Source organism: Pseudomonas sp. CFBP 5748, from assembly GCF_053850495.1.
On record NZ_JBSPTN010000004.1, the window covers coordinates 68,983 to 92,685 of the forward strand.

The window sequence follows — 23,703 nt, forward strand, 5'->3', positions numbered from 1 at the left end:
GGTGGACAGGGTCTGTATAATGGCCCGCTCGACGGGTTCGGCCAAGCCATCTCTATGCTGCGTTCATTGTTTCGACGTTTCCTAAAAGCCCTGCTCTGGTTCGCCGTCGGCAGCGTTGTGCTCGTGCTGTTGTTTCGCGTGGTGCCGCCACCGTTCACGGCGCTGATGATCGAGCGCAAGGTTCAATCCTGGTTCGGCGGCGAGCCCATCGACCTGCAACGCACCTGGCAGCCTTGGGAGCGGATCTCCAACAACCTCAAGGTCGCGGTGATGGCCGGCGAAGACCAGAAATTCCCCGAACACTGGGGCTTCGACATCGGCGCGATCCAGGCCGCGCTTGCCCACAACGGGCAGGGCGGTTCGATTCGCGGCGCCAGTACCCTCAGCCAGCAAGTGTCCAAGAACCTGTTCCTGTGGTCGGGTCGCAGCTGGCTGCGCAAGGGGCTGGAGGCCTGGTTCACCGCACTGATCGAAGTGTTCTGGCCCAAGCAGCGGATCCTTGAGGTGTACCTCAACAGCGTCGAATGGGATGACGGCGTGTTTGGCGCCGAAGCCGCAGCACGGCACCACTTTCGGGTTGACGCCAACGCCTTGTCCCGGCAACAGGCCAGCCTGCTGGCGGCGGTATTGCCTAACCCTCGAAAATGGAGCGCCAGCCGACCGAGCCCCTATGTGCTGCGGCGGGCGGGCTGGATTCGCCAGCAGATGAGCCAGTTGGGGGGCGACAGTTATCTGCTGGAGCTTAATAACTCGCGACGAGCGCCTTGGGCGCAGTAGCCCATACACTGAAGATCCCACAGGGGATTGCAACGTACAAACAAAAACGCCCCGATCATCACTGATCGGGGCGTTTTTTATGGCCGCTATCGCAGTCAGGCGGCGATCGACACCTTGAGCTTGTTCATCGCGCTCTTCTCAAGCTGACGAATCCGCTCGGCCGACACGTTGTACTTCTGCGCCAGGTCGTGCAGCGTGGCTTTTTCCTCGGCCAGCCAGCGCTGGTAGAGGATGTCGCGGCTGCGTTCGTCCAGCACTTCCAGGGCTTCGTGCAGGTTGGTGTTGGAGTTGTCGCTCCAGTCGGCGTCTTCCAGTTGACGCGCCGGGTCGTACCGGTGGTCTTCCAGGTAGTTGGCCGGCGATTGGAAAGCGCTGTCGTCGTCCGCTTCGGCGGCCGGGTCGAAGGCCATGTCATGGCCGGTCAGGCGGCTTTCCATCTCGCGCACTTCCCGAGGCTCTACCCCGAGGCTCTCGGCCACGCGATGGACCTCTTCGTTGTTCAGCCAGGCCAGACGCTTCTTCTGGCTGCGCAGGTTGAAGAACAGCTTGCGCTGGGCCTTGGTGGTCGCAACTTTCACGATGCGCCAGTTGCGCAGGATGAACTCATGGATTTCCGCCTTGATCCAGTGCACGGCGAACGATACCAGGCGTACACCCATTTCCGGGTTGAAACGCTTGACCGCCTTCATCAGGCCAACGTTGCCTTCCTGGATCAGGTCGGCCTGGGCCAGCCCATAGCCAGAATAGCTGCGGGCGATATGTACGACAAAACGCAGGTGGGCGAGCACCATCTGCCGAGCCGCCTCAAGATCCTGCTCATAATAGAGACTCTCGGCCAGTTCACGCTCCTGCTCAGGCGTCAGCAAGGGAATGCTGTTCACCGTGTGCACATAAGCCTCCAGGTTCGCACCCGGGACCAGAGCATAAGCAGGTTGCAAAGAAGTGGTCATACGAAAAAACCTCCGACTCACATAACTCGTGCAGTTCAGCACTGCGAAAATTGACCGGGAACCGTAGGACAAGTTCCCACAAAAACTGAAAGGTCAATACGCGCAAAAACCCTATTTTGGTGCAAGCTCACGCAAGTGGCGTGCTACCGCAATCCATGCACCGATATAACCCAACAGCACTGCGCCAAGCAAGAGCGACAGACCATCGGCGGCTGGCACACCGGCCAGTGCGAAATCACTGCCGTACAAACCGGCCAGCCCCACTACCGCATCGTTCAGCCAGTCCAGGCCGAACGCCAATACACCCCAGGACAGAATCCCGGCACCAAAGCCATACAGCGCGCCCATATAAAGGAAGGGCCTGCGTACATAACTGTCCGTACCGCCGACGAGTTTAATCACTTCTATCTCGGTGCGGCGGTTTTCAATATGAAGACGAATGGTATTGCCTATCACCAAAAGTAATGCAGAAACCAGAAGCACCGTCAGACCGAAGACAAACCGGTCGCCGAGCTTGAGGATCGCCGCCAGACGCTCGACCCAGACTAGATCAAGTTGCGCCTGTTGTACCTTCGGCAGTTCGGAAAGTCTTTGTCTTAATGCTTCAAGGGTCGGCTTGTCGACTTCATTCGGCGTCACCAGCACTACGCCTGGCAGCGGGTTTTCCGGCAGTTCCTTGAGGGCTTCGCCCAGGCCGGACTGCTGCTGGAACTCTTCAAGCGCCTGATCGCGACTGATGTATTCGGCATCGGCTACACCCGGCATGGCTTTGATCTGCTCGCGCAGCGCCTGACCTTCCGCCGGAGTCGCCTCCAGTTGCAGGTACAGGGAGATCTGCGCCGCACGCTGCCAGGAGCCGCCCAGGCGCTCGACATTACTGAGCAATAATGACAGGCCCATGGGCAAACTCAGGGCTACCGCCATCACCATGCAGGTAAAGAAGCTGCCGATGGGCTGCTTGCCCAGGCGCCGCAGGCTGTCCAGCAGGCTGGCGCGATGGCTTTCGATCCAGGCGCGCAACAGCGTGGCAAAGTCCGGGCCGTCGTCATCGTCGCGTTTTTTCTTTTGCGGCTGCGGGTCGGAGGCTTTCGGGGCCACGCGTTCGGCCACTTTCGGGCTGCGAGTCGCACTCATACACCAGCCTCCCCGTCACCGATCAATCGACCGCGCTGCAAAGTGAGCATGCGGTGACGCATCCGCGCGATCAACGCCAGGTCGTGACTGGCGATCAGCACGCTGGTGCCTAAACGGTTGATGTCTTCGAATACGCCCATGATTTCCGCCGCCAGACGCGGGTCGAGGTTACCGGTGGGTTCGTCGGCCAACAGCAAGGCCGGGCGATGGACGATGGCGCGGGCGATGCCGACGCGCTGTTGCTGGCCGGTGGACAGGTCGCCCGGGTACAGGTCAGTCTTGTCCGACAGGGCCACGCGCTCCAGGGCCGAGTCCACGCGCTTGACGATCTCGGCCTTGGACAGCCCGAGGATCTGCAACGGCAACGCCACGTTATTGAACACGGTGCGATCGAACAGCAACTGGTGATTCTGGAACACCACGCCGATCTGCCGCCGCAGGTAGGGAATCTGCGCATTGCTGATGGTGCTCAGGTCCTGGCCGGCCAGCAGCAGTTTGCCGGTGGAGGGCCGTTCCATCGCCAACAGCAGGCGCAGTAAAGTACTTTTACCGGCGCCGGAATGGCCGGTGACAAACAGAAACTCGCCCCGACGGACCCGAAAGCTCAGCTCATGCAAGCCGACGTGACCGTTCGGATAGCGTTTACCGACCTGTTCGAAACGAATCATGAGTGCTCCCGCTCGGCAAACAGTGCCTGGACAAAGGGCTCGGCTTCAAAGGTGCGCAAATCATCAATGCCTTCGCCCACGCCAATGTAGCGAATCGGCAGGCCAAACTGCTTGGCCAGGGCGAAAATCACCCCGCCCTTGGCGGTGCCGTCGAGCTTGGTCAGGGCCAGCCCGGTCAGTTCGACGGTCTGGTTGAACTGCTTGGCTTGGTTAATGGCGTTCTGGCCGGTACCGGCATCCAGCACCAGCAGCACTTCGTGGGGCGCGTCGGCATCGAGCTTGCCGATCACCCGGCGAACCTTCTTCAACTCTTCCATCAGGTTGTCTTTGGTGTGCAGGCGACCGGCCGTGTCGGCGATCAGCACATCGATGCCACGGGCCTTGGCGGCCTGCACGGCGTCGAAGATCACCGAAGCGGAGTCCGCGCCGGTGTGCTGGGCGATGACCGGGATCTTGTTGCGCTCGCCCCACACTTGCAGTTGTTCGACGGCGGCGGCGCGGAAGGTATCACCGGCGGCCAGCATGACCTTCTTGCCCTCGAGCTGCAGCTTCTTCGCCAGCTTGCCGATGGTGGTGGTCTTGCCGGCGCCGTTGACGCCCACCACCAGAATCACGAATGGCTTGTTCTGCGAAGTGATCACCAGTGGTTGTTCCACCGGCTTGAGCATGTTGGTCAACTCGCCCTGCAGGGATTTGTACAGTGCGTCGGCGTCGGTCAGTTGTTTGCGCGCAACCTTTTGGGTCAGGCTCTGGATGATCACCGAGGTCGCCTCGACGCCGACATCGGCGGTCAGCAGGCGGGTTTCGATGTCTTCGAGCAATTCGTCATCAATGACTTTCTTGCCCAGGAACAGGCTGGCCATGCCTTCGCCGATGCTGGCGCTGGTCTTGGACAGGCCTTGCTTGAGACGGGCGAAGAAGCCGACTTTATTCTCTTCAGCCGTGCGGGCCGGCTCGACTGGGGCCAAAGCTTCAACCGGAGCGGGTTCTGGTTCAGGGGCGGGCTGCGAAGCGACAGGTGCAATGACAACCGGCGGGGCCTCGACAATCGGCGCCACGACAGGTTGTGGCACCGCCGGAATGGGTGGGGTGATATGCGCGGCTTGCTCGTCTTCGACCAGCGCCACCGGCTCTTCTGCAACCGGCAGGGTCAGCCAGGGAGTGGGTTCGATGGGCGGGGTCAGCGGCTGTTCGGCCACGGGCTCAGGCGCGACCGGTTGCAGGACCGGCTCGGCAATCGGCAGGATGATTGGCGCGGCTTCCTCCTCCACCGTTTCGGCGGCAGGCTCAGGCAGCGGTTGTGGCTGTTCGTCGGCGGTTTCCTGCGGCTTCTTGCGCAGCCATCCGAACAGGCCTTTTTTCTCGCCAGCCGCAGCTGGGGTCTTCTTGTCGTCGTTGGAACCAAACATGGAGGACGGCTATCTCACGGTAGCGACGCGCCGCGGAGGCGCCTCGGTGATAAATATTCGATGCTGAACAGACTGCGTTTCATCCAGCTTGTTCACGCGCAACAGATTGTCGAAATGTCTCCAGGACACCTCATAGTCGATTTTTACGAAGGACTGGTACGGCATCATCGGCGAAAGCACAGGGATCCACGGGAAAATCCCACACTTCTGCGCAGAACCCAAACAGCCAGGGGTCGATAAAAGACCCGATAGGCGTGGCCGCCAGTAAAACGGATCAGTATCCTAGCACCCTCTCGCCCGCCGACGCTAAGACCTAGCGGGCAGTCCAACAGGTTTAAACACGAATGAATGCTCTTGCCCGCCGCGCTGCAGGCCTGCTGCTCAGCACAGTTTGTCTGCCCTTTTCAGCCTTGGCTGCCGACCCACAACCCACCCATGAATTCACCCTCGATAACGGCCTGAAGGTCGTGGTGCGCGAAGACCATCGTGCGCCAGTGGTGGTGTCCCAGGTTTGGTACAAGGTCGGCTCCAGTTATGAAACGCCGGGCCAGACCGGCTTGTCCCACGCCCTGGAACACATGATGTTCAAGGGCAGCGAGAAAGTCGGCCCCGGCGAAGCTTCGCTGATCCTGCGCGACCTTGGCGCCGAAGAAAACGCCTTCACCAGCGATGACTTCACCGCTTACTACCAGGTACTGGCCCGGGATCGCCTGGGCGTGGCCTTCGAACTGGAAGCCGACCGCATGGCCAGCCTGCGCCTGCCGCCGGAGGAGTTCAGCCGCGAGATCGAAGTGATCAAGGAAGAACGCCGCATGCGCACCGACGACAAGCCGATGTCCAAGGCCTTCGAGCGCTTCAAGGCCATGGCTTATCCGGCCAGTGGTTACCACACGCCGACCATCGGCTGGATGGCCGACCTGGATCGGATGACCGTCGAAGAGCTGCGGCACTGGTACGAATCCTGGTACACCCCGAACAACGCAACCCTGGTGGTGGTCGGCGACGTGACGCCGGACGAGGTCAAGACCCTGGCCCAGCGTTACTTCGGCCCGATTGCCCGGCGCGATGTGCCGGTGGCGAAAATCCCCCTGGAGCTGGCCGAACCGGGCGAGCGCCAGATCACCTTGCATGTGCAGACCCAACTGCCAAGCCTGATGCTGGCCTTTAATGTGCCCAGCATCGCCACCGCCACGGACAAAGGCTCGGTCAATGCCCTGCGGCTGATTTCGGCGTTGCTGGACGGCGGCTACAGCGGCCGCATCCCGACACAGCTGGAACGTGGCGAAGAGCTGGTGTCCGGCGGTTCGTCGAGCTACGACGCCTACACCCGTGGCGACACGCTGTTCACCTTGTCGGCGACGCCCAATACGCAGAAAAACAAAACCCTCGCCCAGGCCGAAGCCGGTCTGTGGCGCCTGCTTGAGCAGTTGAAAAACACCCCTCCGACTGCCGAAGAACTGGAACGCGTGCGCGCCCAGGTCATCGCCGGCCTGGTGTATGAGCGTGATTCGATCACCAGCCAGGCCACCGCCATCGGCCAGTTGGAAACCGTCGGGTTGTCCTGGAAGCTGATGGACACCGAACTCGCCGAACTGCAAAGCGTGACCCCGCAAGATATCCAGAAGGCAGCCCAGCTGTATTTCACCCGCTCGCGCCTGAGCGTTGCGCATGTCCTGCCCGAGGAGAAAGCTCATGAGTGAGCGCAAAACACCGCGTCGGGTGCTGATTGGCCTGGTGCTCATCGCCCTGGCCGGTTCCCTGGCTTTCTACCTGTATCCCACCACTGGCGTCACTGCCAGCCAGGCGCTGGACAAGGCCAAATCCGGCAACAAGTTGCAATCGCTGGCGGAACTGGACGGCAAGGCCCCCAGCCACCGCCAACTCGACGTGCAGACCTGGAAAACCGCTGACGGCGCCAAGGTGTTGTTCGTCGAAGCCCGGGAATTACCCATGTTCGACCTGCGCCTGACCTTCGCCGCCGGCAGCAGCCAGGACGGCGATGCACCCGGCCTCGCGCTGCTGACCAACGCCATGCTCAACGAAGGCGTGGCCGGCAAGGATGTCAGCGCCATTGCCCAAGGGTTTGAAAGCCTCGGCGCGGACTTCGGCAACGGCGCCTACCGGGACATGGCCGTGGCATCACTGCGCAGCCTCAGTGCGGTGGACAAGCGTGAGCCGGCGCTGAAGCTGTTCGCCGAAGTCGTCGGCAAACCGACCTTCCCTGCCGACTCCTTCGGGCGGATCAAGAACCAATTGCTGGCCGGTTTCGAGTATCAGAAGCAGAACCCCGGCAAACTGGCGGGCCTGGAACTGATGAAGCGCCTGTACGGGGAGCACCCTTACGCCCACTCCAGTGACGGCAGCGCAGAAAGCATTCCACCGATCACCCTGGCCCAGGCTCGCGCCTTCCATGCCAAGGCTTATGCCGCCGGCAACGCGGTGATTGCGCTGGTCGGCGATCTGTCCCGGGCCGAGGCAGAAGCGATTGCCAACCAGGTGTCCGCGGCATTGCCCAAGGGCCCGGCCCTGGCGAAGACCCCGGCGCCGGCGGAACCGAAGGCGAGCGTCACTCATATTGAATTTCCGTCCAAGCAAACCAACCTGATGCTCGCGCAACTGGGTATCGACCGGGACGATCCGGACTATGCCGCGGTGTCCCTGGGTAACCAGATTCTCGGCGGCAGTGGGTTCGGCACGCGGCTGATGACCGAAGTACGGGAAAAACGCGGCCTGACCTACGGCGTGTATTCCGGCTTCACGCCGATGCAAGGCCGCGGCCCGTTCATGATCAACCTGCAAACCCGCGCCGAGATGAGCGAAGGTACGTTGAAACTGGTCCAGGACGTGTTCGCCGACTACCTCAAGAACGGCCCGACCCAAAAAGAACTCGAGGACGCCAAACGTGAGCTGGCCGGCAGTTTCCCGCTGTCCACCGCCAGCAACGCCGACATTGTCGGTCAGCTCGGTGCGATGGGTTTCTATGACTTGCCGCTGAGCTACCTGGAAGACTTCATGCGTCAATCCCAGGCGCTGACGATCGAACAGGTCCGGGCCGCGCTGAACAAACACCTGAGCACGGACAAAATGATCATCGTCACCGCCGGCCCGAGCGTGCCGCAAAAGCCGCTGCCGGCCCCCACTGACAAACCTGCCGAGCAGCCGCTCGGGGTTCCGGAGCACTAATGGCCCGCCCATCGAATTCCAGCAAGAAACCCGTCCACAACGGTGTGAACCAATTGCGCATCATCGGCGGTGAATGGCGCAGCCGTCGCCTGAGCTTCCCTGACGCCCCGGGCCTGCGTCCGACCCCGGACCGGGTGCGCGAAACCCTGTTCAACTGGCTCGCGCCTTACGTGGCGGGCGCCCGGGTGCTCGACCCGTTCGCCGGCAGCGGCGCGCTGTTTCTCGAAGCGCTGTCCCGTGGCGCGGCCATGGGCCAGGCGCTGGACGCCAGCAGCCTGGCGGTCTCCAGCCTGAAAGAACACCTGGGCACTCTGCGCTGCACCGTCGGCCAGGTGCAGACGGCTGATGCGCTGCGCTACCTGGACAGCCAACCGGCGACCCCCTTCGACCTGGTATTCCTCGACCCGCCTTTCAACCAGAATCTGTTGCCTGCTGTGTGTGCCTTGCTTGAGGATCGCCAGTGGCTGGCCGAGGATGCCTGGGTCTACACTGAAAGCGAGACTGCCCCGTCCACCCTGGGCTTGCCCGGCAATTGGCGTTTGCATCGCGAGCAGAAATCCGGACGGGTGTATTACGCGTTGTGGCAACGTTTGGCAGAGGACGTTGGCTGAACGGCTGGCCAGTGCATCGAGAATAATAAAAGTGTCCGCTGCATCTGAACGTTTCGTCCCCGCCTTGGGGCTTGGCAACCCGCACTTGCAAACCTTGTGGGGCCCTCTGTGGCGCAAGACCACCCACATCGATCGCGAACGCGAACGCCTCTGGCTGGACGACGGCGATTTCCTCGACCTCGACTGGCATGGCCCCCACAGCGCCAATGCGCCTCTGGTGCTGGTGCTTCACGGGCTGACCGGTTCTTCCAACTCGCCTTATGTCGCCGGCCTGCAACAAGCCCTCGGTCGCCAGGGGTGGGCCAGCGTCGCGCTGAACTGGCGCGGCTGCTCGGGCGAGCCGAACCTGCTGCCCCGCAGCTATCACTCCGGCGTCAGCGAAGACCTGGCCGCCACTATCGCCCATCTTCGGAGCCGACGTCCCTTGGCGCCGCTGTTTGCGGTGGGTTACTCACTGGGCGGCAACGTGCTGCTCAAGCACCTGGGGGAAACCGGCAGCGCCAGCCAGTTACAGGGGGCGGTGGCGGTCTCGGTACCGTTTCGCCTCGACCAGTGCGCCGATCGTATCGGACAGGGATTTTCCAGGTTCTACCAGGCGCATTTCATGCGGCAGTTGGTGGCCTATGTGCGCAACAAGCAACGCCAGTTCCAGCACGACGGACGCCATGAAGGGCTGGCGACCCTGGCGGCGCTGGGGCCGCTGGACAACATGCGCACCTTCTGGGACTTCGATGGCCGGATAACGGCGCCGTTGCACGGTTTCTCGGATGCGGCGGATTATTATCGCCGCGCCTCCAGTCGTTATTTCATGGGCGCGATCAACACGCCGACCCTGGTCATCCAGGCCGCCGACGATCCTTTCGTGTTTCCCCACAGTTTGCCCGAACCCGGCGAGTTGTCGGCCTCGACCCGACTTGAACTGCACGCACAGGGCGGGCATGTGGGGTTTGTCGACGGGACCTTGCGGTGCCCGGGGTATTACCTGGAGCGGCGGATTCCCCAGTGGCTGGCCAGCTTGGGCCAGGGATGAACCGTGGCGAGGTGGCGGTTCATGTTCACCACGATCTCCCACATTGTTTTAGAGCGTGAGCGCTATTCGCCCTTCGCCACCCCGCGCTGCGGATCATTGATCCACTCACTCCACGAGCCGGCATACAGCCTTCCCAACGGATACCCTGCCAGGCACAAAGCGAACAGGTTATGGCACGCCGTCACACCGGAGCCGCAATAAGCGACCAGTTCAGTGGGCGAACGATCTCCGAGCTTTTCGGCAAAGCGCTGCTTGAGTTGATCCGCCGGCAAGAAGCACCCATCGGTGCCCAGGTTATCGGTAAAGGCTGCGCATTGGGCGCCAGGAATATGCCCGGCCACCGGATCAATCGGTTCGACTTCGCCCTTGAAACGCGGCAACGCCCGGGCATCGAGCAGGGTCATGTCAGGCTGGCCGAGGCGCTGTTGCAGCGCTTGCGCACTGAGCAGCAAGGCGCTTTCTGGCGCGCCGCTGAAGGTCCCGCGACGGTTCTGCGGCGCATCGAGGCTCAAGGGCAGGCCAGCGGCATGCCAGGCCTTGAGGCCGCCGTCGAGGATGAACACGCCATCGCGCTTACCCAACCAGGCCAGCAACCACCAGGCCCGAGCCGCATAGGCACCGGGGCCGTCGTCATACAGCACGATGTCGCTGTCGTTGCTGATGCCCCAGGCCTGCAGGCGTTCGACCAAGGCCTCGGGCTCCGGCAGCGGATGACGACCGGTCACGCCCTTGGTCACCGGCCCGCTCAAGTCGCGCTCGAGGTCCGCGAACGAGGCACCGGCGATATGGCCCTCGGCGTAACTGCGCTGACCGTAATCCGAGTCCTCCAGGGCAAAACGACAATCGAGGATCACCAACCCGGGCTGTGATCTGTGCTGCTCGAGGGCTTGGGGGCTGATGAGTTGCGCGATGGGCATGCTGAGCTCCTGTGGCTGAGTCGAGAGTCCAATCCTACTGCCCTTCCTCAAGGGTCTGGGCCAGGGGGACGTAATATTCCTTGAACAGTGCATCCACCGCTTCGCGGGCCTGATCGGTCACGAAACCGGCTTCCAGCACCAGCACCTGATAGACGCCACGCTTGATGGCCTGTTCACTCAGATGGTTGGAGTTTTCGCGCGTAGTGCACAGAAATCGTACCCAGGACGTGAGGATGATCCAGGCATTAAGCGTCAGGGACTCGATCTGCACCCGATCCATCTTCAAGATACCGGCCGCCACGAAACCCTCGTAGATAGCGGTACCGTGGATCAGGCAGCGCTGGGAAAACCGGCGATAGCGGGCCGCAAGATCCGGGTCGCTGTCGAGCAGATGTTCCAGGTCCCGGTGCAAGAACCGGTAGCGCCACATCGCCGACAGCAGTTCCTGCAGGTAGAAACGCTTGTCGTCCACCGTGGACGCCCGGCCCTGGGGTGGACGCAGGAAGCTGTCCACTAGGTTTTCGTATTCGCTGAACAGCACGGCGATGATCGCCTGCTTGTTAGGGAAGTGGTAATAGAGGTTGCCCGGGGACATGTCCATGTAGGCGGCAATATGATTGGTGCTGACACTGCGCTCGCCCTGCTGATTGAACAGCTCCAGACTGTTTTGCACGATGCGCTCGCTGGTTTTCATTCGTGGGGCCATGGTTTGGGCTTTAATTCGACGAAGGCATTGATCGGCATCTTACGACCTATCGGTCACAGGAAAAACCCAAAGCCGTCTCGGATGCCATTGACTTTATAGAGTATAAGCTCTAGAAAACACCCACTCTAATAATATCCGGTGTCCGACAATGCCTGCTGACGTTGCTTACCTGCACGAGTCTCAACAGCAATTGGGCGAGCTGCGGTCGCTCTTCGATGCCCAGCGCCAGGCCTATGCCGCCCATCCGATGCCACCGGCCGACCAACGCCGGCAATGGCTCAAGGCATTGCGGGAACTGTTGAGCAACGAACGACAGGCGTTGATCGATGCCATCAGCCAGGATTTCAGCCACCGCAGCGCCGACGAAACGCTGTTGGCCGAGCTGATGCCAAGCCTGCACGGCATCCATTACGCCAGCCGGCACCTCAAGGGTTGGATGAAACCTTCCCGACGCAAGGTCGGCATGGCCTTTCAACCGGCGTCGGCCAAGGTGGTGTATCAACCATTGGGTGTGGTCGGAGTCATCGTGCCGTGGAATTACCCGCTGTTCCTGGCCGTCGGTCCGTTGGTGGGGGCGTTGTCGGCGGGCAACCGGGTGATGCTCAAGCTCAGCGAGTCGACCCCGGCGACCGGGCTGCTGCTCAAACAATTGCTGGCTCGAGTCTTTCCCCAGGACTTGGTCTGTGTGGTGCTCGGCGAGGCAGAGGTCGGCATGGCATTTTCCAAGTTGCCCTTCGATCACCTGTTGTTCACCGGTGCCACCAGCATCGGCAGGCACGTGATGCGTGCCGCCGCCGAGAACCTGACCCCGGTCACCCTCGAGCTGGGTGGGAAATCGCCAGCCATCGTGTCCGACGACGTCCCCCTCAAGGACGCCGCCGCGCGCATTGCCTTTGGCAAAACCCTGAATGCCGGGCAGACCTGCGTGGCACCGGACTACGTGCTGGTGCCGCAAAGCCGCGTAGGTGAATTCGTAGAAGCCTATCGCCAGGCGGTTCGCGGGTTTTATCCGACCTTGGCTGACAACCCGGACTACACCGCGATCATCAACGAACGACAACTGGCACGGCTCAACGGCTACATCAGCGACGCCACCAGCAAGGGCGCGCTGCTGATCGAGTTGTTCGACCAAGGCCAGGGCCGGCGCATGCCCCATAGCCTGTTACTCAACGTCAACGATGACATGACCGTGATGCAGGATGAAATTTTCGGCCCGCTGCTGCCCATCGTGCCTTATGAGCATCTGGACCAGGCATTTGCCTACATCAACCAGCGACCTCGCCCGCTAGCGCTCTACTACTTTGGCTACAACAAGGCCGAACAGAATCGCGTGCTCCACGAAACCCACTCCGGCGGTGTCTGCTTGAACGACACGCTGTTGCACGTTGCCCAGGACGACATGCCGTTCGGCGGCATCGGTGCCTCAGGCATGGGCCACTATCACGGGCACGAGGGCTTCCTGACCTTTAGCAAGGCCAAAGGCGTGCTGACCAAACAGCGCTTCAACGCCGCGAAACTGATTTACCCACCTTACGGCAAACCTCTGCAGAAACTGATCCAGAAGTTGTTCGTCCGTTAACGCGTGTCTTCCCGGGTAATAACAATAATGAACCCAAGCCTGACCGATACACCTGCCCTGTCACGGCGCGGCCTGCTGAAATTCAGCCTCGGCGCCAGCGCGTTCCTGGCCACCGTCGGGTTGGGAGCCAGCCTGAGCGGTTGCTCACCCAGCCATCCGGCCAGCGGCCTGGCGGCCCTGCGTGACAACGACTTGGCGCTTTTGCGCGCGGTCATTCCCGTGATGCTGGACGGCGCCGTGGCCGTCGAACAGATTCCCGCCGCCACTGACGTCACCCTGCGCAGCCTGGACACCGGTCTGGCTCACCTGTCCCCGGCCATGCTCAAGCTCACGCGCCAACTGTTCGACGTCCTCACGCTGGGCATTACCCGTGGGCCACTGACCGGGGTCTGGGGCGCGTGGGAAAACGCCAGCGCCGACGACATCCGCCGGTTTCTCGACCGGTGGGAAAACAGCTCACTGGACCTTCTGCGACAAGGCCATAGCTCGTTACTGCAGATGGTGATGATGGCGTGGTACAGCCGGGCCGAGGCCTGGGCGCATTGCGGGTATCCGGGACCGCCAACAGTCTGAAAGCCAAATCCAATGCCTGTGGGAGCGGGCTTGCTCGCGAATACGGTTACACATTCAACACTTATGCAAGCTGACCCACCGCTTTCGCGAGCAAGCCCGCTCCCACAGGGCGCCACATCACATACTCATAACAATAAGAGACCCCCAACATGCCCGTACCCGATCTCTTCCGCGAAGGCCTGGCCCGTGGCTGGACCACCCACAACGGCGCGCAGTTGACCCAGGACCTGACCCTGGAAGCGGACGTGGCAATCATCGGCAGCGGCGCTGGCGGCGGCACCACGGCCGAAATCCTCAGCGCTGCCGGGTACCGCGTGCTGCTGATCGAGGAAGGCCCACTCAAGACCAGCAACGACTTCAAGATGCTTGAAGACCAGGCCTACACCAGCCTGTATCAGGAAGGCCTCGGGCGCATGAGCAAGGACGGCGCCATTACCATTCTCCAGGGCCGGGCGGTCGGCGGCACCACGCTGATCAACTGGACTTCCAGCTTTCGCACCCCCACTCAAACCCTTGACCACTGGGCCGCCGAGCACAACGTCAAGGGCCACAGCGCCGCTGAAATGGCGCCCTGGTTCGAACAGATGGAGCAACGCCTGGGTGTGGCGCCATGGCTGATTCCACCCAATGCCAACAACGACGTGATTCGTAAAGGTTGCGAACAATTGGGCTACAGCTGGCACGTTATCCCGCGCAACGTACGCGGCTGCTGGAACCTGGGCTATTGCGGCATGGGCTGCCCGACCAACGCCAAGCAGTCGATGCTGGTCACCACCATCCCGGCCACGCTGGACAAGGGTGGCGTACTGCTTTACCTGGCGCGAGCCGAGCGTCTGACCATCAAAAACGATGGGATTACCAGCCTGGAATGCCTGGCCATGGACGAGCGTTGCGTGGCACCGACCGGGCGGCGCATCACCGTCAAGGCTCTGCATTACGTACTGGCCGGTGGCGGCATCAACAGCCCCGCCCTGCTGCTGCGCTCCGCTGCGCCAGACCCGCACGAACGCCTGGGCAAGCGCACCTTCCTGCATCTGGTGAACATGTCCGCCGGGCAATTCGACGAGGTCATCAACCCGTTCTACGGCGCGCCACAATCGATTTATTCGGATCATTTCCAATGGCAGGACGGTGCCGCGGGCAAAATGGCCTACAAGCTTGAAGTCCCGCCGTTGCACCCGGCCCTCGCCGCCACGTTGCTTGGCGGCTTTGGCAGCGAGAACGCCCTGCACATGGAGCACCTGCCTCACACCCACGCCATGCTGGCGTTGCTGCGCGATGGGTTTCATCCGGACAGCCCCGGCGGCAGCGTCGAGTTGCGCGACGACGGCACACCCGTGCTCGACTATCACGTTTCACCGTATGCCTGGGACGGCTTGCGCCGGGCCTTCCACAGCATGGCCGAGATTCAGTTCGCCGGCGGCGCCAAAGCGGTCATGCCCATGCACAGCGATGCGCGCTATGTGAAAACCCTGGCCCAAGCCCGCACGCTGATCGACGGCCTGGACCTTGCCTTGTATCGCACACGCCTGGGCAGCGCCCACGTGATGGGTGGCTGCGCCATGGGTGAAGATCCGAAAAGCGCCGTTACCGACAGCCTTGGTCGTCATCACCAACTGAGCAATCTTTCGATCCATGACGGCTCGCTGTTCCCCACCAGCATCGGTGCCAATCCACAATTGTCGGTGTATGGCCTGACCGCGCAACTGGCGACTTCCCTGGCCGAACGTCTGAAAAAATCATGAATATGCAGATTATTCGCAGCGTCTATAGTGCTTTCTTATCCAACAGCCGACTTGGCCGACCGAGAAGGCTGCGATACCATCCGACTCCCCAACGGACACCCGCCAGGACGACGCGATGAACCGAGTGTTGTACCCAGGTACCTTCGACCCTATTACCAAGGGCCATGGCGATCTGGTCGAACGCGCCGCGCGCCTGTTCGACCACGTGATCATCGCCGTCGCCGCCAGCCCGAAGAAAAACCCACTGTTCCCGCTGGAGCAACGTGTTGAATTGGCTCGCGAGGTCACCAAACACCTGCCCAACGTGGAGGTGGTCGGCTTCTCGACGCTGCTGGCGCACTTTGCCAAAGAGAAGAACGCCAATGTGTTCCTGCGCGGCCTGCGTGCGGTTTCGGACTTCGAGTACGAGTTCCAACTGGCCAACATGAACCGCCAGTTGGCTCCGGACGTCGAAAGCCTGTTCCTGACACCGTCGGAGCGCTACTCCTTCATTTCTTCGACCCTGGTGCGGGAAATCGCGGCCCTGGGCGGTGACATCACCAAGTTCGTCCATCCGGCCGTGGCCGATGCGCTGACCCTGCGCTTCAAGAAATAACCCGCTGGCTGCGATCCGATTCGCAGCCCGGCATAGCGCAGTCCATCGCGCCCGCGTGCACTGCGCTCGCCAATGCGGCACAATTGCGCACATACGTTTTCAGATGCCCGGGCCCAACGCCCCGGCAGGAGCCTGCATGTCCCTGATCATCACCGACGACTGCATCAATTGCGACGTCTGCGAGCCCGAGTGCCCGAACGAAGCCATTTCCCAAGGCGAAGAGATCTACGTCATCGACCCGAACCTGTGCACCCAGTGCGTCGGCCACTACGACGAACCCCAGTGCCAGCAGGTTTGCCCGGTAGATTGCATCCCCCTGGATGAAGCCCATCCGGAAACTGAAGAACAGTTGATGGCGAAATATCGCAAGATTACTGGCAAGGCTTGAGCCAGAAGACTCTGTAGCGCTTGTGCGGACCTCTTCGCGAGCAAGCCCGCTCCCACGATCGGCTATGTCCACAGTATTTGTGTCTTAAGCAAATCCCTTGTGGGAGCGGGCTTGCTCGCGAAGGGGCCATCAGCAGCACCCAAGATCCAACTGCCAAAACCTCACTCCTGCCCCTCAAACCCCTCCCCAACACACCCCAGGCACCGCACAAACGTGGCCTTCGCCGGGTCCACCACCAACGCTTTCCCCGCATCGCCAACCCCACCGCCCAGCGCGGTAAAAGGCAGGGACACCACAAAAGCCCCGGCACCGATCACAGTGGCGGCGAGCAGCAGCGGACGGGCGATCAGCAGGTCGCCGATCATGGCGAAGGCGGGTGGATTCTGGATGGTGTAGCGCGGGTCGCCGCTACCGTTGTTCGCCAGGACAGGCAAACCAACACTCAGCAGCAGCGCAAGGACGACAGGTCGAAACAGATTCATGGGGCGATCCTTCGGCTTAGCAGCAGTATGACTACTGACTATAGACCGTAGGACAGATCAGCTCTGGCAGCGCGGACACCAGACACTGGCGCGCTGACCCAGGCGAACTTCCCGCAGCCCCGTGCCACAGACCTTGCACAGTTCGCCGCCGCGGCCATATACGAACAGTTCCTGCTGGAAATAACCGGGCTGACCATCGCCGCCGATGAAATCCCGCAGCGTCGTACCGCCGCGCTCGATAGCATGGGTGAGGATGCGTTTGATCTCGATCGCCAGCTTCAGGTAACGGGCCCGGGAAATGCCCCCGGCTTCACGTCGCGGGTCGATACCGGCGGCAAACAATGCTTCGGTCGCATAGATATTGCCCACGCCTACCACCACCGCGTTGTCCATGATGAATGGCTTGACCGCCATGGAGCGCCCGCGGGAAAGCTGGAACAGGCGCTCGCCGTCAAACAGATCGGTCAGCGGCTCAGGCCCGAGACGAATCAGCAATTCATGGTTGAGCGGGTCGAGGCTCCAGAGCATCGCGCCAAAGCGCCGGGGGTCGGTGTAGCGCAAGGCCAGGCCGGATTCCAGCTCGATGTCCACATGCTCGTGCTTGGCGGCAGGCATGCCGACTTCCACCAGTCGCAAGTTGCCGGACATACCCAAATGGCTGATCAAGGTGCCGACTTCGGCGTTGATCAGCAGGTATTTGGCCCGTCGCTCCACCTGCACGATGCGCTGGCCCGAGAGCCGCACATCGAGGTCTTCCGGAATCGGCCAGCGCAGGCGGCGATCGCGCACCACGACACGGCTGACCCGCTGTCCTTCAAGATGTGGCGCGATTCCGCGGCGGGTGGTTTCGACTTCCGGCAGTTCTGGCATGGGATTCTCGAGTCAGGCGAACCCGGCACTCAACGAGTGGCGAGGTCGCGAATTTCCTGTTTCTGGGTCTGGAAGTCGTATTCCGACAAACCGATGTAATCGAGCACCAGGGCCCCGACGCTGTCCCACTCGTGATCTTCGGCCTGATTACCGAGCACCCGGTGGGAGGCACAGATGTTCTCGGACATTTTCAGGATCGCCAGCAGGTTTTTCAGCTGACTGTTGTTGCGCGAGGACTCGTCGCTGAAAACCGCCAGGGCGTTATGGTGGTTGGCGATGGCCTGGCTGACGTGATCCGGCAGACGCCAGGATTTGGAGGTGTAATAACCGACCACCGCATGGTTGGTGTTGAACACGCGGTTTTCGGTGTCCACCACCCGGCATTCGGCGCTGGCATTGGCGTAGGCCTCCTCCAACACTCCCATGTAGGTGGGAAACTGCTTGAGCATCAACGGCACGCCGCAATCATGGAACAACCCCAACGCATAAGCTTCGTCGCCATTCTCCAGGCCGACGCGCTTGGCCAGGGTCAGGCAGGTCATCGCCACGTCCTGGGCGGTGTCCCAGAAGCGGTTCAGGGTGACGATGGCGTCATCGTGCAGCTCGCCCTTGATCGACTGCGCGTTGATCAGGTTGATGATCGAGCGACTGCCCAGCAGGTTCACTGCGCGCTGGATCGAGGTGATCTTGTTGCGCAGGCCGTAATACGGCGAGTTGACGATCTTGAGCAAGGCACCGGAAAGGCCGGGATCGTGGGAGATCAGCTTGGCGATGGTCTCCAGGTCCGGGTCGGGCATGTACTGCTCCATCTGCAGATCCACCATGATCTGCGGCTGGGGCGGCACACTGATCCCTTGCAGGGACTGTTGGATCTGTTCGGCGGAAAGCTCTTTGGACATGAGTACACACTCCGGGTCAGGCGAGGATTCTAACCCTTAAAGATGGATCCGATATACCGCCGGGCCACCTATCGTCCTTCAAGCCCGCCAACCCCTGCAACACGGTATACTCCCGCTCTTTTTTCCGGAGCGACGTCATGTCCCTGCCTAGCCTGCGCCTCAAAGCCAACGCCGACCGTCGCCTGCGCGCCGGCCACCTGTGGGTCTACAGTAACGAAATCGATGTGGCGGCCACCCCACTGCACGGTTTCAAGGCCGGCGACCAGGCGATCCTCGAAGCCGCCGGCGGCAAGCCGTTGGGCATCGTTGCGATGAGCCCCAACAACCTGATCTGCGCCCGGCTGCTGTCCCGTGACGTGAAGCTGCCGCTGGACAAATCCCTGCTAGTGCATCGCCTCAACGTGGCGTTGTCCCTGCGCGAGCGGCTGTTCGACAAGCCGTTCTATCGCTTGGTCTATGGGGATTCCGACCTGTTGCCAGGCCTGGTGGTCGACCGTTTCGGCGACATCCTGGTGGTGCAGATCGCTTCTGCCACCATGGAAGCCCATAAAGACGACGTGATCGCCGCCCTCACCCAGGTGCTCAAGCCCAGCGGCATCCTGTTCAAGAACGACTCCGCCGCCCGCGACGCCGAAGGCCTGAACCGCTATGTCGAGACCGTGTTCGGCCTGGTACCGGAATGGGTCGCCCTGGAAGAAAACGGCGTGAAGTTCGAAGCACCGGTCATGGAAGGTCAGAAAACCGGCTGGTTCTACGACCACCGCATGAACCGCGCACGCCTGGCGCCGTACGCCAAGGGCAAGCGGGTGCTGGACCTGTTCAGCTACATTGGCGGCTGGGGCGTGCAAGCGGCGGCGTTCGGTGCCAGTGAAGTGTTCTGCGTCGACGCTTCGGCCTTCGCGCTCGACGGCGTCGAGCGCAATGCCGCGTTGAACGGCTTTGCCGAAAAACTGACCTGCATCGAAGGCGACGTGTTCGAAGCCCTGAAGGAGCTCAAGGCCAGCGAAGAACGTTTCGACGTGATCGTTGCCGACCCGCCGGCCTTCATCAAACGCAAGAAAGACCTGAAGAACGGCGAAGGCGCCTATCGCCGCCTCAACGAGCAAGCCATGCGCCTGCTCAGCAAGGACGGCATCCTGGTCAGCGCGTCGTGCTCGATGCACCTGCCCGAAGACGACCTGCAGAACATCCTGCTGACCAGCGCCCGCCATCTGGACCGCAACATTCAGTTGCTCGAACGCGGCGGTCAGGGGCCGGACCATCCGGTGCACCCGGCCATTGCCGAAACCCGCTACATCAAGAGCATTACCTGCCGGTTGTTGCCCAACAGCTGAGCCCTGGCGGGGCCGGAGTTGCCGCTCTGTGCCCCGCATATTGATACCCGATTTGACTCGCAGCCTAGGCTGCGATTTTTTTTGCGCGTATGAAAAGTTACCGAGCGCCGAAGTTAATACCGACATTGGTTAATTTTGTATGAACTCTCCCACATTATTACTGGAGCTTTCCTACTCAACACTCACTTGCCAAGCACCCACTACAAACTATGATTGAGCTGTCACAAGGCAGTGACAACTATCAGCAGACACAACACTTGTTCAAACAAAGGAGCCGCACCATGAAAGCAATCCGTCTGGAAGTTAACAAAATCGCCAACCTGGCAGGTCTGATTACGCCAAAAGCCGCTCAGTAAGTAACAGACGGGGTCGGGGAAGTGCCGGCACTTCGGCCCCATCCAGACGCGTGCCCCTGCGGAATCAATCTTCATGTATATAAACCCGAACCTTTTCATACTTGCGCGCCCGCCGCACCAAGTTGTATGGAACTATGAACGCCATACTCAATTCGAGCTCGAACTTAATTACTCAAGCCGACTGGCGCAACTTATAAGTGACCCGTCACAATTCGACACCGACAACCCGATTGATATCGACTTTGTAAACGCCGATATACTGGTAGTAGCCCCCAAAAAACCTATTGAGTGGAAATGGGATGAGCTGTCGAGAATATTTCACATCGGCACAAAAAACATTCCTTGCGAACGCGTTCCACAAGATGTGAATGAATGGGCCCCCCTGTATCTACAGCACTGCAACGATGTACTTTCGTCACCAACGCCTCCCGCCAGGCTAAAAACGTACCCCGTCGAGCGGATTGCCCTCGCACCCTGTTCGTTGGTCGACCTGCAGGACGTTTCGCTGGCGCAGACGCTTGTCAGTCGGAGCACTTCCCGCGCCTTCAGCGAACACGCCATTTCAATCGGACAGGTCAGCACCCTCCTGTACCTGACCCTGGGATACCTGGACGAACGCTCGTGCGTTCATATGCCCACCAACCATCGCGATGCACTGAGCGCGCGCCGCAGCAGCCCCTCGGGCGGCGGTCTGAATGCCTGCGAAGGCTATCTGTACGTACGCAATGTCACTGGCCTGGAAGCGGGGGTCTACGCCTATCACCCGGATGAACATGCCTTGAGCCTGGTCCGGCCGCTGCCGGATACCCCCCTGGGTCAATTGTTGTGCGGCCAGCACTTCATCAATCCGCTGCCCTTCGGGCTGTTCATCACCTCGCGCTTCGACAAACTCTGGTGGAAGTACGAACACTCCCGCGCCTACCGGATGGCTTTTGTCGAAACAGGCCATGTCTCCCAGGCCTTCCTGATGGTTGCAACCGCGCTGGGCCTCAATACCTGGCTGACCGGGGCGCTGGCCGACCGTCAAGTGGAATGTCTGCTTGGTCTCGAGGATACCCCCGAGCAACCGCTGTTTTTTGTCGGCTGCGGCCATGGCGACGGACAGGTGCACTGCAACGAGCTGATGGCGTTGGTCAATCGCCAGGATTCTGGGACATGAGCGACTCAACGTTTCTGCAAACGCCTCGTTACACCTTGGGTGACTGGGATAACAAGGCCACGGTGCGCGTGCGCAAAAACGACTATCGCCTGCCCGACGACCTGAAGCAGCAACTGACAAGTCGAGACTGGTTTCCGCCGGCCTTCATTCCCTATATCGAGCACCCCTTGATCGGCAGGGCGGGACGCTCCATTGCCCAGCGCCTGGCGGCGAATCACCTGGTGTACTTCCTCGACTACACCACTGTGCTCGAACATCAGGTCGTCAATCGCGCCGTGGAAATCATCGTTCACGGCGACCTGGCCGTGACAATCCCCAGGCAAATGAAAACCGCCGCCCTGCAGCTGTATACCGACGAGGGTTATCACGCGCTGTTCTCCAATGAAGTGGCCGAGCAGATCGCCGCTCTGTATGACATCCGCGACCGCCCGTTCCCCAGGCGCATCGACCGGCTGTTGGGTGTGATCGAGGCCGCGAGCCCCGCTGATCGCAGCCTGGCGTGGTTCCTGTTGGGGTTCGTCTCCGAAACGATCATCGCCAAGGAACTGCTGGCCATCACCCGCGAAAGCCTGGTTTCCACGGTGTACAGGATGCTGAGCAATCATCTTGAGGACGAAGCACGCCACAGTCGCTACTTCAGCGAGGTGTTCCAGTATCTATGGGCCGCCATGGCATCGACCCAACGCGACCTGGCCGCAAGGATGCTGCTGGAAATCATCGGCCTTTATTTCGAACCAGACGTGCCCTGGCTGATGCGCAGCCTCGCCAGCGTCGGCTTCGACGAGCAGTCATCCCAGCGGATCATTGCCGGACTCCGGCAACCCGATGCTCATGCCCGACGGATTCGCTCGGGGGCGGCATCGACGTTCGCAGCCATGCGCAAGGCGAGCTTCTTCGACAGCGAACACAATCGACGGCTTTTCTCTCAAGCGGGGTTCATCGATGACTGACACCAAAGACCTGCCGGAGGCACGCAAACCCGCCGCGGTCGGTTTGCTGCTGGCCCTGACCTTGCTCGGCGTGTTCCCGATCGATGTGGTGCTGCCCTCGTTCCCTGCACTGTCCGAGCACTTTCAGCACCCATCGTCCGATATCGCCCTGTCTGTCAGCCTGTTCGCTGTGGGTATCGCCCTTTCGCAGTTGCTGATCGGCCCGCTCTCCGACGCCATGGGGCGAAAAAACCTGCTGTTGATCGGGATCACCGTTTCAGCCCTCGGCGCAACTGGTTGCGTGCTCGCCAACGGCTACGGGGCCTTTGTTTTCTTTCGTGTCGTCCAGGCCTTGGGGTGCGGTTGTTTCGTGCTGTCCCAGGCGTTGATCCAGGACCTGTTCACCGGCCGCGAACAGCAGCGACTGCGGATCTTCCTGGTCACCTGCGGCGGTATTTTCATTTCCGTGTCGCCCCTGGCCGGTACCGGCCTGCAAAGCTGGATGGGCTGGCGCGGCAGCTTCCTGGTGTTCATTGCCCTGGCCGTCGGTGTGTTTATCCGCGCGAGTCGTTTACTCCCCTCTTCTCCGGCAGGTCACCAACCCAAGCGTCTGGCGCTCATTGCGGCTTATCGAAAGGTCTGCGGTGACTTCAGCTTCATGGCCTATTGGTTGACATCGGCGCTGGCCTTCTCCTGCCATTTCTCGTTTATCGTCATTTCACCACTGGTACTCATCGACCAGCTGCAACTCTCACCCGAGGCCTTTTCGTGGGCGCTGCTGGGCTACGGATTGGCCTATATCGGCGGGGGAGCGGTCGCGACCGTACTGAGCACTCGAATCGACCCACAGACGCAAATCATCACAGGCCTGTGCCTGATCCTGGCCGCGGGGGCCTTGATGCTTGGGCTCAGCAGCCATCTCGGCCTGTCGGTCACCACCTTGTTGCTGCCCATGATCGTATGCACCGCCGGAACGACCATTGCCCGGGCGGCAGCCCACACCCAGGCCATGAATATATTCCCCAAGCAAGCCGGTACGTCCGCCTCGGCCGGCAGCGTGCTGATCTTCATCATCGGTGGGCTGACCAGCGCCGCGATCAGCCTCACGCCGCTTGACCTGCAAATCACCCTGGCCCTCTCCCTGATAATGCTCAGCCTCTTGGGGCTGGGGCTCAATACCCTGGCGCGACATCGTCACAGGGGCCTGTTGCCCGGCTGAACGCTGCCAGTCGTCATCCCAAGCGCGACATTGGCGCCCGATCAGCGCTTTGCGTCATTTCATCCTGGCGCCAGCGGTGTAGAATCGCGACATTCATCGCCATTCATCCCCGGCGGGTTTATGAGCTCATGCTGAGGCACGCAGCGATCCTGCAAAGTCATCGGCCACTTCCGGACACACGGCCAAACCC

General features: G+C 61.2%; 23 protein-coding genes. 14 read left to right on the forward strand and 9 right to left on the reverse strand.

Features of this window, described 5'->3' with window-relative positions; all coding sequences use genetic code 11:
* Positions 1 to 54: 54 nt before the first annotated feature.
* Positions 55 to 777 (forward strand): monofunctional biosynthetic peptidoglycan transglycosylase, encoded by a 723-nt coding sequence (gene mtgA, locus ACWNZ1_RS10335; protein WP_256453884.1) that lies wholly within the window; start codon positions 55 to 57, stop codon positions 775 to 777.
* Positions 778 to 872: 95 nt separating this feature from the next.
* Here the strand turns inward: mtgA and rpoH are convergent, their stop codons facing one another.
* The 4 genes from rpoH to ftsY all read right to left on the reverse strand — a co-directional run bounded on the left by rpoH (position 873) and on the right by ftsY (position 4,938).
* On the reverse strand, positions 873 to 1,727 hold the full coding sequence (gene rpoH, locus ACWNZ1_RS10340; protein ID WP_003177476.1) for an RNA polymerase sigma factor RpoH: 855 nt from the start codon (positions 1,725 to 1,727) through the stop codon (positions 873 to 875).
* Positions 1,728 to 1,838: 111 nt separating this feature from the next.
* Positions 1,839 to 2,861 (reverse strand): permease-like cell division protein FtsX, encoded by a 1,023-nt coding sequence (ftsX, locus tag ACWNZ1_RS10345; RefSeq protein ID WP_135847632.1) that lies wholly within the window; start codon positions 2,859 to 2,861, stop codon positions 1,839 to 1,841.
* A complete protein-coding gene (gene ftsE / locus ACWNZ1_RS10350) occupies positions 2,858 to 3,529 on the reverse strand; it encodes a cell division ATP-binding protein FtsE (RefSeq protein WP_025215982.1) in 672 nt (223 codons plus the stop codon). The genes ftsX and ftsE overlap by 4 nt, the downstream gene beginning before the upstream one ends.
* The gene (ftsY, locus tag ACWNZ1_RS10355; protein ID WP_135847633.1) at positions 3,526 to 4,938 is read right to left on the reverse strand and encodes a signal recognition particle-docking protein FtsY; all 1,413 of its coding nucleotides are present in this window, start codon (positions 4,936 to 4,938) and stop codon (positions 3,526 to 3,528) included. The genes ftsE and ftsY overlap by 4 nt, the downstream gene beginning before the upstream one ends.
* 344 nt (positions 4,939 to 5,282) lie before the next feature.
* Here ftsY and ACWNZ1_RS10360 point away from each other — a divergent pair, with 344 nt between their 5' ends.
* From ACWNZ1_RS10360 to ACWNZ1_RS10375, 4 genes are read left to right on the forward strand one after another with little or no spacing between them, the layout of a single operon-like run.
* The gene (locus tag ACWNZ1_RS10360) at positions 5,283 to 6,638 is read left to right on the forward strand and encodes a M16 family metallopeptidase (RefSeq protein WP_135847634.1); all 1,356 of its coding nucleotides are present in this window, start codon (positions 5,283 to 5,285) and stop codon (positions 6,636 to 6,638) included.
* On the forward strand, positions 6,631 to 8,121 hold the full coding sequence (locus ACWNZ1_RS10365; RefSeq protein WP_456027621.1) for a M16 family metallopeptidase: 1,491 nt from the start codon (positions 6,631 to 6,633) through the stop codon (positions 8,119 to 8,121). Before ACWNZ1_RS10360 ends, ACWNZ1_RS10365 begins: the two co-directional genes overlap by 8 nt.
* Complete coding sequence (gene rsmD / locus ACWNZ1_RS10370; protein ID WP_135847636.1) at positions 8,121 to 8,732, forward strand: 16S rRNA (guanine(966)-N(2))-methyltransferase RsmD; 612 nt, start codon at positions 8,121 to 8,123, stop codon at positions 8,730 to 8,732. The genes ACWNZ1_RS10365 and rsmD overlap by 1 nt, the downstream gene beginning before the upstream one ends.
* Positions 8,733 to 8,763: 31 nt before the next feature.
* Positions 8,764 to 9,762, forward strand: coding sequence for a hydrolase (locus ACWNZ1_RS10375; RefSeq protein WP_135847637.1), 999 nt, complete (start codon positions 8,764 to 8,766; stop codon positions 9,760 to 9,762).
* Between the two features lie 62 nt (positions 9,763 to 9,824).
* On the opposite strand, the gene ACWNZ1_RS10380 is transcribed toward ACWNZ1_RS10375, so the two are convergent.
* Together ACWNZ1_RS10380 and ACWNZ1_RS10385 are read right to left on the reverse strand one after the other, a co-directional pair.
* Positions 9,825 to 10,679, reverse strand: coding sequence for a sulfurtransferase (locus tag ACWNZ1_RS10380; protein WP_135847638.1), 855 nt, complete (start codon positions 10,677 to 10,679; stop codon positions 9,825 to 9,827).
* Positions 10,680 to 10,713: 34 nt separating this feature from the next.
* Positions 10,714 to 11,385, reverse strand: coding sequence for a TetR/AcrR family transcriptional regulator (locus ACWNZ1_RS10385; RefSeq protein ID WP_135847639.1), 672 nt, complete (start codon positions 11,383 to 11,385; stop codon positions 10,714 to 10,716).
* Between the two features lie 148 nt (positions 11,386 to 11,533).
* Between ACWNZ1_RS10385 and ACWNZ1_RS10390 the strand changes: the two genes are divergently transcribed.
* The 5 genes from ACWNZ1_RS10390 to ACWNZ1_RS10410 all read left to right on the forward strand — a co-directional run bounded on the left by ACWNZ1_RS10390 (position 11,534) and on the right by ACWNZ1_RS10410 (position 16,265).
* Positions 11,534 to 12,964, forward strand: a complete 1,431-nt coding sequence (locus ACWNZ1_RS10390; protein ID WP_135847640.1) for a coniferyl aldehyde dehydrogenase — start codon at positions 11,534 to 11,536, stop codon at positions 12,962 to 12,964.
* A gap of 27 nt (positions 12,965 to 12,991) precedes the next feature.
* A complete protein-coding gene (locus ACWNZ1_RS10395; protein ID WP_256453889.1) occupies positions 12,992 to 13,537 on the forward strand; it encodes a twin-arginine translocation pathway signal protein in 546 nt (181 codons plus the stop codon).
* Positions 13,538 to 13,686: 149 nt separating this feature from the next.
* Entirely contained in the window at positions 13,687 to 15,282 is a 1,596-nt protein-coding gene (locus ACWNZ1_RS10400) for a GMC family oxidoreductase N-terminal domain-containing protein (RefSeq protein ID WP_456027622.1), read from the forward strand.
* A gap of 115 nt (positions 15,283 to 15,397) precedes the next feature.
* Complete coding sequence (coaD, locus tag ACWNZ1_RS10405; protein WP_003177462.1) at positions 15,398 to 15,877, forward strand: pantetheine-phosphate adenylyltransferase; 480 nt, start codon at positions 15,398 to 15,400, stop codon at positions 15,875 to 15,877.
* A 136-nt stretch (positions 15,878 to 16,013) separates the two neighbouring features.
* Positions 16,014 to 16,265 carry a YfhL family 4Fe-4S dicluster ferredoxin gene (locus tag ACWNZ1_RS10410; protein ID WP_003206534.1) on the forward strand — a complete coding sequence of 84 codons (252 nt, stop codon included), beginning with the start codon at positions 16,014 to 16,016 and terminating at the stop codon, positions 16,263 to 16,265.
* A gap of 161 nt (positions 16,266 to 16,426) precedes the next feature.
* Here the strand turns inward: ACWNZ1_RS10410 and ACWNZ1_RS10415 are convergent, their stop codons facing one another.
* The 3 genes from ACWNZ1_RS10415 to ACWNZ1_RS10425 are packed head-to-tail and all read right to left on the reverse strand — an operon-like array spanning position 16,427 to position 18,462.
* Positions 16,427 to 16,747, reverse strand: a complete 321-nt coding sequence (locus ACWNZ1_RS10415) for a multidrug transporter (protein ID WP_135847643.1) — start codon at positions 16,745 to 16,747, stop codon at positions 16,427 to 16,429.
* Positions 16,748 to 16,804: 57 nt separating this feature from the next.
* Complete coding sequence (gene mutM, locus ACWNZ1_RS10420; protein ID WP_135847644.1) at positions 16,805 to 17,617, reverse strand: bifunctional DNA-formamidopyrimidine glycosylase/DNA-(apurinic or apyrimidinic site) lyase; 813 nt, start codon at positions 17,615 to 17,617, stop codon at positions 16,805 to 16,807.
* A gap of 29 nt (positions 17,618 to 17,646) precedes the next feature.
* A complete protein-coding gene (locus tag ACWNZ1_RS10425) occupies positions 17,647 to 18,462 on the reverse strand; it encodes an HDOD domain-containing protein (RefSeq protein WP_178084343.1) in 816 nt (271 codons plus the stop codon).
* A gap of 191 nt (positions 18,463 to 18,653) precedes the next feature.
* Between ACWNZ1_RS10425 and ACWNZ1_RS10430 the strand changes: the two genes are divergently transcribed.
* From ACWNZ1_RS10430 to ACWNZ1_RS10445, 4 genes are all read left to right on the forward strand, one after another.
* Entirely contained in the window at positions 18,654 to 19,850 is a 1,197-nt protein-coding gene (locus tag ACWNZ1_RS10430; RefSeq protein WP_003206543.1) for a class I SAM-dependent rRNA methyltransferase, read from the forward strand.
* A 429-nt stretch (positions 19,851 to 20,279) separates the two neighbouring features.
* Positions 20,280 to 21,365 (forward strand): SagB family peptide dehydrogenase, encoded by a 1,086-nt coding sequence (locus tag ACWNZ1_RS10435; protein WP_256453891.1) that lies wholly within the window; start codon positions 20,280 to 20,282, stop codon positions 21,363 to 21,365.
* On the forward strand, positions 21,362 to 22,315 hold the full coding sequence (locus ACWNZ1_RS10440) for a diiron oxygenase (protein WP_456027623.1): 954 nt from the start codon (positions 21,362 to 21,364) through the stop codon (positions 22,313 to 22,315). The genes ACWNZ1_RS10435 and ACWNZ1_RS10440 overlap by 4 nt, the downstream gene beginning before the upstream one ends.
* Complete coding sequence (locus tag ACWNZ1_RS10445) at positions 22,308 to 23,513, forward strand: MFS transporter (RefSeq protein WP_280944519.1); 1,206 nt, start codon at positions 22,308 to 22,310, stop codon at positions 23,511 to 23,513. Before ACWNZ1_RS10440 ends, ACWNZ1_RS10445 begins: the two co-directional genes overlap by 8 nt.
* Positions 23,514 to 23,703: the final 190 nt, after the last annotated feature.